Source organism: Nocardia beijingensis NBRC 16342, from assembly GCF_001612785.1.
Lineage (GTDB): Bacteria > Actinomycetota > Actinomycetes > Mycobacteriales > Mycobacteriaceae > Nocardia > Nocardia beijingensis.
Map to the genome: position 1 here is coordinate 54,335 of NZ_BDBC01000057.1, position 13,149 is coordinate 67,483.

Annotated in this window: 15 protein-coding genes and 1 tRNA gene; 5 read left to right on the forward strand and 11 right to left on the reverse strand. The window is 67.6% G+C overall.

What is annotated here, in order from left to right:
- Positions 1-12: 12 nt before the first annotated feature.
- Complete coding sequence (locus NB3_RS28005; protein WP_244892118.1) at positions 13-1,404, reverse strand: three-helix bundle dimerization domain-containing protein; 1,392 nt, start codon at positions 1,402-1,404, stop codon at positions 13-15.
- A 429-nt stretch (positions 1,405-1,833) separates the two neighbouring features.
- On the opposite strand from NB3_RS28005, the gene NB3_RS28010 reads away from it, so the two are divergent.
- On the forward strand, positions 1,834-2,637 hold the full coding sequence (locus NB3_RS28010; RefSeq protein WP_067809338.1) for an SDR family oxidoreductase: 804 nt from the start codon (positions 1,834-1,836) through the stop codon (positions 2,635-2,637).
- 9 nt (positions 2,638-2,646) lie between these two features.
- Here NB3_RS28010 and NB3_RS35310 read toward each other — a convergent pair whose 3' ends face one another.
- Entirely contained in the window at positions 2,647-2,820 is a 174-nt protein-coding gene (locus NB3_RS35310) for a hypothetical protein (protein ID WP_157112050.1), read from the reverse strand.
- Positions 2,821-3,208: 388 nt separating this feature from the next.
- On the opposite strand from NB3_RS35310, the gene NB3_RS28015 reads away from it, so the two are divergent.
- Positions 3,209-4,438 carry an NsdA family TPR-like regulatory protein gene (locus NB3_RS28015; RefSeq protein WP_067809339.1) on the forward strand — a complete coding sequence of 410 codons (1,230 nt, stop codon included), beginning with the start codon at positions 3,209-3,211 and terminating at the stop codon, positions 4,436-4,438.
- A gap of 231 nt (positions 4,439-4,669) precedes the next feature.
- Here the strand turns inward: NB3_RS28015 and NB3_RS28020 are convergent, their stop codons facing one another.
- Positions 4,670-5,851, reverse strand: coding sequence for a helix-turn-helix domain-containing protein (locus NB3_RS28020; protein WP_067809341.1), 1,182 nt, complete (start codon positions 5,849-5,851; stop codon positions 4,670-4,672).
- A 172-nt stretch (positions 5,852-6,023) separates the two neighbouring features.
- Here NB3_RS28020 and NB3_RS28025 point away from each other — a divergent pair, with 172 nt between their 5' ends.
- Together NB3_RS28025 and NB3_RS35315 are read left to right on the forward strand one after the other, a co-directional pair.
- Entirely contained in the window at positions 6,024-6,317 is a 294-nt protein-coding gene (locus tag NB3_RS28025) for a hypothetical protein (RefSeq protein ID WP_067809342.1), read from the forward strand.
- Positions 6,314-6,466 (forward strand): hypothetical protein, encoded by a 153-nt coding sequence (locus tag NB3_RS35315; protein WP_157112051.1) that lies wholly within the window; start codon positions 6,314-6,316, stop codon positions 6,464-6,466. Before NB3_RS28025 ends, NB3_RS35315 begins: the two co-directional genes overlap by 4 nt.
- 73 nt (positions 6,467-6,539) lie before the next feature.
- Here NB3_RS35315 and NB3_RS28030 read toward each other — a convergent pair.
- From NB3_RS28030 to NB3_RS28045, 4 genes are all read right to left on the reverse strand, one after another.
- Positions 6,540-6,613, reverse strand: a tRNA-Leu gene (locus tag NB3_RS28030).
- A gap of 219 nt (positions 6,614-6,832) precedes the next feature.
- Positions 6,833-7,750 (reverse strand): ribonuclease Z, encoded by a 918-nt coding sequence (locus NB3_RS28035; RefSeq protein ID WP_067809344.1) that lies wholly within the window; start codon positions 7,748-7,750, stop codon positions 6,833-6,835.
- Positions 7,751-7,800: 50 nt separating this feature from the next.
- On the reverse strand, positions 7,801-9,303 hold the full coding sequence (locus NB3_RS28040; RefSeq protein WP_067809346.1) for an amino acid permease: 1,503 nt from the start codon (positions 9,301-9,303) through the stop codon (positions 7,801-7,803).
- Positions 9,304-9,487: 184 nt separating this feature from the next.
- Entirely contained in the window at positions 9,488-9,706 is a 219-nt protein-coding gene (locus NB3_RS28045) for a hypothetical protein (protein WP_067809348.1), read from the reverse strand.
- Positions 9,707-9,974: 268 nt separating this feature from the next.
- On the opposite strand from NB3_RS28045, the gene NB3_RS28050 reads away from it, so the two are divergent.
- Positions 9,975-10,499 carry an SRPBCC family protein gene (locus NB3_RS28050; protein WP_067809350.1) on the forward strand — a complete coding sequence of 175 codons (525 nt, stop codon included), beginning with the start codon at positions 9,975-9,977 and terminating at the stop codon, positions 10,497-10,499.
- Between the two features lie 29 nt (positions 10,500-10,528).
- On the opposite strand, the gene NB3_RS28055 is transcribed toward NB3_RS28050, so the two are convergent.
- From NB3_RS28055 to NB3_RS28070, 4 genes are all read right to left on the reverse strand, one after another.
- Positions 10,529-11,476 carry a Ppx/GppA phosphatase family protein gene (locus NB3_RS28055; RefSeq protein ID WP_067809352.1) on the reverse strand — a complete coding sequence of 316 codons (948 nt, stop codon included), beginning with the start codon at positions 11,474-11,476 and terminating at the stop codon, positions 10,529-10,531.
- Positions 11,476-12,009: a DUF501 domain-containing protein gene (locus NB3_RS28060; RefSeq protein WP_067809353.1), complete on the reverse strand. Its 534-nt coding sequence runs from the start codon at positions 12,007-12,009 to the stop codon at positions 11,476-11,478. Before NB3_RS28060 ends, NB3_RS28055 begins: the two co-directional genes overlap by 1 nt.
- Positions 12,006-12,611, reverse strand: coding sequence for an FtsB family cell division protein (locus NB3_RS28065; protein ID WP_067809355.1), 606 nt, complete (start codon positions 12,609-12,611; stop codon positions 12,006-12,008). The genes NB3_RS28060 and NB3_RS28065 overlap by 4 nt, the downstream gene beginning before the upstream one ends.
- 91 nt (positions 12,612-12,702) lie before the next feature.
- Positions 12,703-13,149, reverse strand: a 447-nt coding sequence (locus NB3_RS28070; protein ID WP_280516605.1) for an enolase C-terminal domain-like protein, incomplete at its 5' end; no start/stop codon positions are given.

Here is a 13,149-nt window from a genome sequence, read left to right on the forward strand (position 1 = left end):
CGCGGCCGTGCTTCAGTTGTAGGACTTGGTGACTCCGTCCAGCAGGCGCTCGAGGGTGTCGTAGGTCGGGGTGGCGACGACATCCAGCAGATCGGAAGCCACCTGGACGTTGTGTTCGGCGACCACCTTCGCGAACTGGGCGCCGTCGTTGGTGCGGAAGCCGTGCTCGGCGGCCAGCCGCTGTAACTCCGGGTCGGTGGACAGCAGGCGACCGAGCCGGTCACCGGTCGCGCCGAACGGCACCAGCGTGTGCCGGGACAACACCGTCGGTGACGGGTACAGCAGCGTCATCCCGGGCTTGATCTGGCCGCGCACGGTCGCCTCGACATACTGCGCCTCGTAGATCCAGGCCAACGGCGTGGGACCCATCCCCGTGGCGAGGTAGTTGTTGAACGGGCCTTCGGTGGTGTTCTCGGTGTAGCCCTGGCCCACGAACAGCCGCGACACCGCGGGGAGGACGGCCTGCTCGGCGTTGGACCCCTGCACGATCGTGTTGTTGTTCGCGACGTAGCTCGCCGCGGCCATATACATGGCGGCGGAGTTGGAGCTGCGCGGGTCGGTGGTGGAGATCAGGATGTTCTTGCGCACCGGGTAGGCGGCGTTGTCGGGCAGTTCGTCCCAGCGGGTGCCGTTGCGGACCAGCTCCAGGTAGCGGCGCAGGTCAAGGGTCGGAACTTGGCCCGGGCGCACCGCTCCCGCCCGGGTGAGCAGGTCGGTGATCGGCGTGAACGTCGCGATGGCCATCGGCGAGGAGAACGGCGTGTATTTCGCGGTCACGTTGCGCTGCCGTTGAATTCGCTCGGCCGCCTGTTCACTGGACGGGAAGGCGAAATCGAATCTGGTGAGATCGATGGACGTGGCGATCTGCCGCGACCCGGCGGGCTCGGCCTCGACGCGCACGCCGTTGCGCGCGAGCGCGTCGATCACCTTGGGATCTTGGAAGAACGGCATCTTCTCCGAGCCGACCACACCGTGCACGACCGTCAGCGGTGCGGCGGGCGCGGCTGCGGGCGCCTGGGGAGCGGGTTGCCGCGTGGCGAGCACCACGGCGACGACCGTCAGGATGACGACGGCGCCCAGCGCGTACGGTGCGAAACGCTTCTTCGACGTCAACGACGCACGGAGCTGCGACAGTTTTCCCGGAGTGGGGTCCTGCGGCGTCTTGTCCAGCGGGACCGTGGTGGGTTGCACTTCCGCCTCCGGCGACTTCTCCAACTCCCGCCGCACCACCCGCTCGATCAGAATCGGCACGAACTGCCGCACCGGGCGGCCCGCGAACTTCTGCCGCGCCGCACCGACGGCGCTCTCGATATGCTCGGGAGAATAGGTCTCGGTGTAGTTTTCGACCAGCCGCTCCGTCATCTGACGGATCGCCTGTTCCTCACGGACGGTATCGACAACCACCACAATCTCCTCGGCGTCGGGGGTAGCGCGGCAGCGTCTCCGGCCTGCACCGCGCCGGCCAACAGTAGCCCCATCGTTCGGCCGCCGACATACGTCCGGACTTCCCGCCGGTGAACGATTCCCCCTGCGGCGGTGCGCTTCTCGTGACGCGGCGCGCGCCCGTACGCCCAGCTCACAGGCCCGCGAGCCACTCTCGCGCCGCACGCGCGTGAGCTTGCCGACGCCACATGCCCGCTCGAATCCGCCATGCAGAATTCAATGGGCACTATCCGAGCCGCCACCACGTGTTGTATTCCCGTTTCCCACCGCCGCCGGGCCGGGACACCACACCCGTCGCACGCGGGCGTGAACGGTTCGGGAGCTACTTGCGGGTAGCACAAAGCGGAAACTTGACGATATCGTCAGCGTGTTGCCGTCGAAAGGAGCGTTATGTCTCGCGTCGCTGTGGTCACCGGTGCGTCGTCCGGAATCGGGAAGGCCACCGCCGCCGCGCTGGCCGGGCGTGGGTATCGCGTGATCGGCACCAGCCGCAACCCCGATGCCATCGGTTCGGACGCCGTGCTGCCGGGCGTGGAGTACCGGGCGCTCGATCTCACCGATCCGGCGTCGATCGAGGCGTTCGCGGCCGGTCTGGACCGCGTCGACGTGCTGGTGAACAACGCGGGAGAGAGCCAGGCGGGCCCGCTGGCCGAGCTGCCCACCGACGCCGTCGAGCGACTGTTCCAGCTGAACGTGCTCGGCCCGGTCGCCCTGACCAAAGCGGTGCTGCCCGGCATGCGGGAACGCCGGTACGGCCGCGTCGTCATGGTCGGCTCGATGCTCGCCAGCTTCCCGATGCCCTACCGCTCCTCCTACGTCGCCACCAAGGCGGCACTACGCGGATTCGCGGTCGCCGCCCGCTTCGAGGAATCCCCCTTCGACGTCTGGATCACCGCCGTCGAACCCGGCCAGATCGACACCGGCCTCCGCGAACGCCGCACCAAATACCTCACCGAAGGTTCACCCCACACCGCCGATTTCACGACCTTCATGGCGAAACTCGACGAAAACCAGTCAAAGGGAATCACCCCCGAAAAGGTAGCCACCACGATCGTCAAGGCGATCGAAGCCGACCGCCCCAAACCCCTCTACGCGGTAGGCAGCAACGCCCCCGCCATGTTCACCCTCCGCCGCCTCCTCCCCCGCACGGCCATGGAACGCATCATCGCCCGCGCCCACGGACTTTCGCGTTGAGGGCAGCAGCTACGTCGGATTACCGGAAGGCGGGCCGTCTTCTTCCTCGATGCGCTGGCGAATCGCGTCCACGGAGCGGTCCTTAGGAACCTGCTCTGGCCAAAGAATCGCTACAACGAGGACGACCAGCGGCAGGGCGATTGCGATAGCGAACCCGACGATGATCCAAGTGTCCGCGCTCATCCCGGGTACCGCCTGCCACGGTTGGCCCAATAGGCGCGGCCGCGTGGAGTGATGGACCAGCGCGCTGCGTGTGGTGAGGCCATGATCAGTCCGCGCGATTCCAGTTGTCCTATCGCCCGGCGGGCACTCCACGCGGTTAGTTGAGCTTGCTCGGTGATCTGCGCGGCGGTCAACATGCCGCCAGGTGCGAGTACCGCCAGAACAGCCGCCTCGGCAATCGTGTTCCCCATACATCTCCCCTTGTCGTGTGAAGTGCGTCCGACGCCGAGGAAGCCGATCGGTCTCGCGGTGCGTCTCGGGTCGGGGCTCTTCAAGGCTCGCCGCCGCGCGGCCGGGCCGTTATGTCTTCACGGCTACAGCCGTATACGGCTTGGCCTACGATCGAGCCATGCGCGGTAGCGCCAACGAACCGGACCCACAAGCGGCTGTTCTCGGTGCCCGGCTGCGTGCAGCCCGAGAGGCAGCGGAGCTATCGCTATCCGAACTGGCCGCCAAGATTCCGTACAGCAAAGCCGCACTCGGCCACTACGAGACCGGGCGTAGGACCGCTTCGTCCGAGGTCGTCACCTGGTACGAGCGCGCCTGCGGCGGATTCACCGACCCTGTCACCGCGATGTCGGTTCTCGGCAGGGCCGACGTCGATCGTCGCTCGTTCCTGCGTGATTCGGCGTATTCCGCTGCGCTGACCGCCACGGCGCTCACCGCTCTCTCGGACGCGGCGAGACTCGTGCACGTCACCGATGACACTCGGGTGGGTATGGCCGAGGTCGAAGCCGTACAGGGCGTGACGGACGCCTTCCTCCGATTGGATGAGGTTCGCGGGGGCAATGTGGGGCGTTCCGCGGTGGCGGAGTTCCTGGCGACCGACGTCGCCGCACTGTTACGGTCGCGCTTCGCCAGCGCCGAGGTGCGTGCGCAGGCGTTCAGCGCCGCGTCGGAGTTGGCCTACATGGCGGGCTTCAAGGCCCACGACGCAGGGCAGGACGGACTCGGGCAACGCTACTTCCTGTCCGCCCTCCGTTTGGCCGAAGAATCCGGAACGCCGGGCCAAGACGGATTCGCCTTCCGCATCCTGGCATTGCACGCCAGCGACGTACATCAACCACAGAACAGTGTCCCGCTCGCGGAACGCGCGGTGCTGAGCGCACGCGGCAAGGTCAGCCCCGACACGATGGCACTGTTCGAGGTCGCCTTGGCACGGTGCTACGCCGAAACGGGCGACAAGGTCCAGGCCATGAAGGCGCTTCGCCGGGCCGAGCCATGGATCATGCCCGAGGCGACGACGGAGATTCCTCGATGGGCCGCGCTGTTCTGTCCGAACAAAGCGAGCGTGACCCGGCAGACCGCGAAAACGTTCCTCGCGATCGGCGACTTGGCCGAAGCCGAGCGCTATCAATATATGAGCGCGACGATCTGGCATCCCAGAACACATACGCGGATTCACGCGATCAGCCTGGCCGAGACCGGACTCATCCGCTGGCGCATGGGCAACCACGAGGACGCCGCCAAACTCTGGCGCACCGCGCTCCCCACATTGACCGCCATCAGTTCGGAACGCGGCTCGAAGCTGCTGCGCCGCATACGCAAAGCCGCCCCCGAATTGGTCGATCACACCTGACCTGACCGGAGCACGAGACTCCAGCCAACTTCTTCCGGCGAGGAGATCGGCCGGTTGATCCTGGCTCATGGCGAGACAGTTGGCCGCTCAGAATCCCGGCGATCAGTACATGACCGCGAAGGTGTGCCGTAAGTCGTGCATGCGCACGCCGCGCGGGGCGCCGACGGCCGGAAGCGCTGGAGTGGTGGCCGTGGCAGTGCGCTGGGGCACATCCGTCTTCTGGAAGTGCCGTCAGAGTTGGACGCCGAGCCACGAGGCGAATCCGGTGAGGCTGTTGGTCTGCCTGCGCTGTGCTGCCGCGATGCCGTAGACCGTTTCCCGGACAGACGGATGCAATCGGGTCTGTTGTGGAGCGACGCGGCGGGCACGGTTCAGGGCGTCGAGCGCCTGGTCCGGCTTGCCGATCATCAGCCACGCGCGGCTCACGTCCTGCCAGTGGTGCCCGGCTCTGGGTGGTGCGATCTTCTTGGGGAGCACGAGGGCTGAGCCTTCGTGCGCCGCTTTGCCGGGGTCACCGGCTTCGAGAGCGACGGCAGCGGAATGGATACCGACGTTCGCGGGGCCGAAAAGGGTTCCGTACAGGTCGGATTCACCGCGCATTCGGGCGGCGAGACGCCGTGCATGTTCAATGTGCTCGGCGGCGATATCCGGGCGGATACCCCGGGCGGCAACGATCGCGCCGCACAGATGCCCGTAACCGCGAACCGCATCAGCGGCTTCGCCATCCCCTTCGATCTCGTCGAGCGCTTGCTCCACCAGTCCGAGTCCGGTGTCGTTGGAGTGGTGGTACATGAGGATTCGCGCGCGCTTGATTTTGGCTTGCGCCGCGTAGAGCGGATCGTCAGCCGACGCGGCGGCACATTCGAGCCGATCGAGTGCGGTCGGTGCCAGGTGTATGAATCCGAATCGCCTGCAAAGCCGTTCGGTAGTCACATAAGCGGCGCACAGCAGAGAGAACACCGCTCCACGATCTCCGTGGGCAGCGTTACGCAGTGCTCCATACAGTCGTCGCAGCAAGTCCGGCATGCGTGCAAGCGCGACCCGGCCCTTGTCGTTCCGATAGGCGAGGTCTACGGCGGCCATCTCGGCGGCGAGCGCGGCCAGCGGCGGCGGCTCGAGGGGGCGCACGTACGCGCCCTCGGCGAGCACAGCACGCAATTCAGCCAGACCTTCCAGCGGCCCGTCCTTCTCGATGAGCTCGCGATACGGGATGCCGGTCAGCCGTTCGGGTTCCACACGCAGCACTCGCGCGGCAGCGGCCAGGAACGCCGGGCTTGCTGGTTCGCGTCCCTGCTCGACCGCCTTGACCATGGCCAGGCTGTAGTTGGCGCGGTCGGCCAGTTGGCGCTGGCTCAGGCCCGCGAGTTTTCGCTCGGCCGCGATCGCCTGTCCGGCATGGGTCGAAAGGCTCATACTCCCAGGGTAAAAGGCTATTCCAGACCTGGCCCTTGGAAGCATGAGGATTCAAGAGGCTTTTCGCCAACACCCGGTATCGGGGTGATGGCGATCGACCCCTCGATACCGGGTGTGACCAAACCGGAACCAGGAGGGGCTAGTGACGGACCAACAGGTACCAAGGCGGGCTGTGGCTCTGCTCCACAGCGACCACGATCCAACAGAGTTCGAAGCGCTGGTGCAGCGGCACGGACTGAGGATCGTCTACACCGTGCACACCGACGTACATGCTGTATTGGCGGCGCTGATCGCAGTCCAGTACACGCTGGAACACATGGCGGACGCGGTGGTCATCCCGCACCTCGGCGTACTGAAACCCGATACGCCCTGGTGGGCCGTCACCGAGATGGCCGACCTGATCACCGGCACGCGGGAATACCCGCTGGGTTCAGCGCTGCCGACAACGGTGCGGCGGGCGCCGTGATCGCACTGGGTTTCATCGTCGCCATCGGACTGCCGCTGGTCGTGCTGGCACTCGCCATCCTCTGGCCCGAGCGCATCCCCAAAGATCGCACGGTGGACGCGATACGCCAGCGCATCGAAGGCGAAGACCGCTCGCGGAACCGACCCTGACCCAACGTGTCGGGGCCGGTTGAGTAGAGGGACAGTCCGGCAAACTCCACCTCCTGCCCATCGGCACCATGAGTGCCCCCAGTCGGACTCGAACCGACACTTGGCGGATTTTAAGTCCGCTGCCTCTGCCAATTGGGCTATAGGGGCGTCCGGGACAGCGTACCGAGTCGTACGGCTGTACCGGAATTCCGACAATTCGCCGGGGTGGCGGGGCGTCGGCCGTGGGCGGGTGCCGAGGGTGCGGTCGGGTGACCGGCGCCGGTGGCGGTTGTTCGTGGCCCGGGGGTGGCAGGCGTCCCAGAGAACTAGATCGTCGGCGGCGGGCTGGTGTTAGCGTCCGCGTGTGATCTCGGCGTGGCGAATCCGTCAGCGCCGGGGCGGCACCGGGATTCGGGCCAGGTCGGTGGCGATGTGGATCTCGCCGGTGAAGTACTTCGCCGCTTCGGCCATGTGCTCGTCGAGGTCGCGATAGCGCTGGGAGAAGTGGGTGAGCACCAGGGTCCGAACGCCCGCGTCGGCGGCCACCCGCGCGGCTTGGCCCGCGGTGAGATGGCCGTATTCGGCGGCGAGGTGTTCGTCGGCGTCCAGGAAGGTGGCCTCGATGACGAGCATGTCGACATCGGCGGCGAGCTCCGCGATGCCGGGGCACAGCCGGGTGTCCATCACGAAGGCGAAACTCTGACCGGATCGCGGTTCGCTGATCTCCGCCAGAGTGATCGTCCGCCCCTCGAACTCGACGCTGCCGCGCTGTTGCAGTTCGGCGATGATCGGGCCGCGCAGCCCGAGGGCGCGCAACCGGTCCGGCAGAATCCGCCGGCCGGGCGGCTCGCTGAGCCGATAGCCGAAAGCCTCCACCGGATGCGAGAGCGGAACCGCCGTCACCGTGAACGGCGCCTCGGGCAGGTCGACGGGGCCGGGGCCGAACACCGGCCGCGGGCGCAGCTCGGCGCGGTGGTAGTAGGACGTCGCGTTGACAAGCCGCTCGTAGTACGCCGCGCCGGATGCCGGAAAACAGATGTCCACCGGATGCGGCACCCGGTCGAGGTTGATCCGCTGCACCACTCCGGCCAGCCCGAGACTGTGGTCGCCGTGGAAATGGGTGATGGCGATCCGGGTGAGCCCGGTGACGGTCACCCCGGCATAGGTCATCTGCCGTTGCGTGCCCTCACCGGGATCGAACAGGATCGCCTCGTCGTCCCACCGGAGCAGGTACCCGTTGTGGTTTCGCTGTTTCGTCGGCACCTGACTAGCGGTCCCGAGAACAACCAACTCACGCTGCGACACGGCGTCAGGCTATCCGCCGCCACCCGATAAGCCGAACTCCGGCCGCGCGACTAGGTGGCGGAAGCCTTCCCGAGCACGGAGTTGCGCCGCGAGTAGGCGAAGTAGACGACGAACCCGATCAGCATCCACACCACGAACCGCAGCCAGGTCTCCACGGAGAGATTCAGCATCAGCCACAGGCACGACAGCACCGCCAGGACGGGAATCAGCGGCACGAGGGGCGCCCGGAATCCGCGCGGCAGGTCGGGGCGCGTGCGCCGCAGGATCAGCACGCCCACCGACACCAGCACGAACGCGAACAGCGTGCCGATGTTGACCATCTCCTCCAGCGTGCCGAAGTCCACGAACCCGGCCAGCAGCGCGCACGCGACGCCGACGATGGCGGTGACCCGCACCGGGGTGCCGTTCTTGCCGGTGTGCGCGAGCTTGCGCGGCATCAGCCCGTCGCGCGCCATCGCGAACAGCACCCGGGTCTGCCCGAGGTACATCACCATGACCACCGTGGTGAGCCCGGCGAGGGCGCCGATCGAGATGATGTTCTTCGCCCAGGTCACCCCGTGGATGCCGAACGCCGTGGCCAGCGTCGCGTCGTTACCCGACAACTCGGTGTAGGGCACCATGCCGGTGAGCACCAGCGACACCGCCACGTACAGGACCGTGACGATGAGCAGCGAGCCGAGGATGCCGCGCGGCACCGCCTTCTGCGGGTTGCGGGTCTCCTCCGCCGTCGTGGCGACGACGTCGAAGCCGATGAACGCGAAGAAGACCAGGCTGGCCGCGGCGAGCAGGCCGTACCAGCCGAAGTTGCTGGCTCCGGCGCCGGTCAGGAAGGAGAACAGCGACTGCCGCAGCCCCTCACCCCGCTCACCGGGCTGCGACGGCGGGATGTAGGGCGTGAGGTTCGAGGACTTGAAGTAGGTGAGGCCGACGACCAGCACCAGCGCGATCACACCCAGCTTGATCGCGACCGCCACCGCAGAGACCCGCGAGGACACCTTGGTGCCGGTCGCGAGCAGCACGCCGAGCACCGTGATCAGCAGCACCGAACCCCAGTCGAAGGTCACCGGGCCGAAGTGCGCGATAGGGGAGGTGCCGATCACCTCGCCGAGGTACTGTGACCAGCCCTTCGCCACGACCGCGGCGGCGAGCGCGAACTCCAGGATCAGGTCCCAGCCGATGATCCAGGCGACGAGTTCGCCGAAGGTGGCGTAGGAGTAGGTGTAGGCGCTGCCCGCCACCGGCACGGTGGAGGCGAACTCGGCGTAGCACAGCGCGGTCAGCCCGCAGGCGATGGCGGCGAACACGAAGGCGAGCGAGACGGACGGACCCGCGACATTGCCTGCGGTGCGCGCGGTGAGCGTGAAGATGCCCGCGCCGACCACGACGGCCACGCCGAAGATGGTGAGGTCCCAGGCGGTCAGGTCCTTGCGTAGTTTCGAGTCGGGTTCGTCGGTGTCGCGGATCGACTGTTCGATGGACTTGGTGCGGAACAGACCGCTCGATCGAGACGAGACATCACCCGCCGAATCGGCTCGTGGCCCGGGGTTGGTCACGCGTTCTCCTTAATCTTGCTTCTTGCTTGTGTTCTGTACCCACACGGCGAGTCGATGCACGCCCACCATGAATTCGCCGAACCATGGCGCGATGGCGGCGACGATCAGTCCCGCACACACCACGGCCGTTCCGGTGATACCGGAGTACGCGAACCCGTGACCTGGGTCATAGAACCGGGCCAAACTACCCGACATCGTCGTGCCGGGACCAACCGAGAAAAAATACAGTGCCATCACCACAGCGCGACAGCGCCCGCCACAACCCGAGCAAATAGTTGGCGATCCAGTAGCCCAGCACGGTGGACGAGCCGCCGTCGGCGATGATGCCGACGGCCGTGTCCGCGACCGGGTCGAGGCCGCCCACGGTCGCCGGGTAGAGGACATGTTTCGGGACGGCAACCATCCCGTAGAACGCCAGCGTTCCCAGCGTTCGACGCCGAACAGATCGACCAGCCCGATCGGGTGGCCGAACACGGTTCGTGTCTCCACTGGTCCCGCGATGTTTCCGCTTCGACCATGCTCAGAAGATCGCATCTCGGACGACGCCGGGGACGATTCGTTTGTTCTGTTCACGCGCCATGGCGAACCAAATCGCGACACGTGGTTTGCCCACTCCACCACCGGGCATCCCGCAATCGACAGGCAAACCGCACCCAGAAAGCGTTGAGCTGATGGTCCACGTGGAAATCACCGTGCCGACGACACCGGAACAAGTCTTCGACGTGTTGGCCGACGGATGGCTGTTCGCCGCCTGGGTGGTCGGCGCGACGCACATCCGCGACGTCGACGAACAGTGGCCTGGCCCCGGCTCTGTGCTGCACTACAGCGCGGGCGTGTGGCCGTTCACCGTCAGCGACACCACGCGGGTCGTCTCGGCGGAACCGCCGCACATGCTGGAGCTCGAGGCCAAACTCTCGCCGCTCGGCGCGGCGTGGATCCGTCTGGAACTGGTGGAAACCGCGCCGGGCGAAACGCAGATCCGGATGTACGAGCACGCCGAACGCGGGTTGGGCACCTTGGTGCCCAATGTGCTGCAAGAACTGCTGCTGGTGCCGCGCAATATGGAATCGCTGTCCAGGCTCGCCGATATCGCCGTCGGCAAGGCGCGCCGCGGGAGTGGCATCGGCATCGGAGACCGCCCCGGAGCCGAAGCGCACGCCGAGGTGAAGCTGAACGGCCACGTCCCGCAGAACTGACCGAGCCGGCACGCGTCCCGTCTACCGGTTCAGGCGATCGACAGCGCGATGCCGTCGAGAATGTCGTGCTCGCTGACGACCAGCTCGGCGATGCCCGCGCGCCGGGACAATTCCTCGGCGAGCACTTCGGTGATGATCGCGCCGCCGCCGATCACGTCCACCCGGCCCGGGTGCATCGGTCCGAGCGCGGCGCGCTGATCGTGGTCCATGGCGATCAGCCGATCGCAGACCTGGTGCACCTGCTCGGAGGTCAGCCGGGTGAGATGCACCCGCTCCGAATCGTATTCGGGGAGATCGAGCGCGACCGCGGCGAGCGTGGTCATCGTGCCCGCCACGCCGACCCAGGTGTGCGCCCCTTCCACCGGAACGTGGGTGAACGCTTCGGTCAACTTCTCGGTCGCGAAGGCGCGGGCGGCGGCGATCTCCTCGGCGGTCGGCGGGTTACCCGCCAGGCACCGTTCGGTGATTCGCACGCAGCCGATGTCGGCGGAGAACGCGGCCCGCACCCCCTCGCTGTCCCCGAACACCAGCTCGGTGGAACCGCCGCCCAGATCGACCACGACGAATGGACCCGCGGCGCTGGACAATTCGCCGATGGCGCCGGCGAACGACAGGCGCGCCTCCTCGTCGCCGCTGATCACCTCGGCTTCCGCGCCCTCGACCACGGCGCCGAGTTCGGCGCGGGCCATGGCGAAGAAGTCCTCCCGGTTGGCGGCGTCCCTGGTGGCGGACGTGGCCACCATCCGCACCCGGCCGACCCCCGCTTCGCGCATCAGCGCGGCGTAGTCGGCCAGGGCGGCGCGGGTGCGTTCGATCGCTTCCGGCGCCAGCGAGCCGGTGGCGTCGACGCCTTGGCCGAGGCGGACGATGCGCATCTCGCGGTGTACGTCGGAAAGTCGCCCGTCGCCGAGCACGTCGGCGATCAGCAGGCGGATGGAGTTCGTGCCGCAATCCACGGCGGCTACCCGGTCACTCATCACTGTGCTCCAGTCTCTCGCGGGCCGGTCGGCCGGGACGCGGGCCAGTCGGCCGGGATCGCGGTGCCGCGCAGGCCGTGCTCGGCGGCCAGCGCCACGGCCTCGTCGCCGAGCGGATTCACGCCCGGCCCCTTGGCCAGCGCGTGGGCGATCAGCACGTGCAGGCACTTGACCCGCTCGGGCATCCCGCCGCCGGTGAAATCCGTGCCCAGCGATTCGATCTCGTCGCGTTCGGCCAGGTAGCTCTCGTGCGCGGCGCGGTAGGCGGCGGCCAGCTCCTGATCGACGGCGAGCCGCTCGGTCATCTCCCGCATCACACCGGCGGATTCCTGCCTGCTGGCCTCCGCGGTGAGACGGGGATCGGTGAGGTAGTAGAGAGTCGGGAAGGGGGTGCCGTCCGGCAACCTGGGCGCGGTCTTCACAACGGCCGGGATCCCGTCCGGGGTGCGGTAGGCGATGGCGAGCACACCGCGCGGCTCGCGGCCCAGCTGCTCGGCGATGATCGCGAGATCCTGGTCGGTGGGTGCGGTCACCTATGTCCTTCCGGTGCTTGCGGTAGTGGGGCTGCGGCCTCCGGCGTCGGCTGCGGCTCGGCGATGCTGCGCCACAATTCGGTGTACCAGGGATCGGGTTGCCTGGCTCTGGTCGGCGCGGGCGGCGGCGCGGGCGCTTCGATACCTGGCACCTGCACGATGTACGGCGTCTCGCCGGGCATCACCAGACGCAGACGATCACGCGCCTCGCTGCGGATGTAGGCCGGATCCTGTTGCTGGGCACGACGATCGCGCAACCGGGCCAGATCCGTCTCGAGTTCCTCGCGCTGCTGCGCCAGCTGCGCGGCCTCCGCGCGCTGGGTGAAATACGTGCGCATCGGCACGGCGAGGGTGAGCGCGAGTCCGCACACCACCATCGCCAGAATCACGGCCTTGCCGGTGGAGAGCCCGAGGAACGTGTGCTCGTGCCGGTCGCCGGCCCGGCCGGAGGCGTTCTTGCGCGGCCTCGGCTTCTCCGCCGACTCCGATCGCCTGCGACCGCGTTTGGCGGCGGCATCGGCCGGGCGCGATCCGGCGGCACGCGACGTGCGGCGGTCCCCGCGTCCGGCCGGACTGGTCCCACGCGCACGTCGCTCCGTCATCTCACGCCTCGGTCTCTACTTCGCGGCAGTCCCGGCGTTCCGCGTGATCACGCACGCTACCTCCTCCGGGACCCGTCGCTCGTGCCGCAGCTCAGCCTTCGAACGCGAAGCGGGGGAACGCGACGTCACCCGCGTAGCGCGCCGAATCGCCGAGCGCGTCCTCGATACGCAGCAGCTGGTTGTACTTGGCGACCCGCTCGCTACGCGCGGGAGCGCCGGTCTTGATCTGGCCGCTGCCCACCGCGACCGCGAGGTCGGCGATGGTGGTGTCCTCGGTCTCGCCGGAACGGTGCGACATCATCGTCTTGTAGCCGTTGCGGTGCGCCAGCTCCACCGCGTCCAGGGTCTCGGTGAGCGTGCCGATCTGGTTCACCTTGACCAGCAGCGCGTTGGCGGCGCCCTTGGCGATGCCGTCCTCCAGGCGCTCCGGGTTGGTGACGAACAGGTCGTCGCCGACGAGCTGGATCTTGTCGCCGATCTGGTCGGTCAGGCTCACCCAGCCGTCCCAGTCGTCCTCCGACAGCGGGTCCTCGATGGA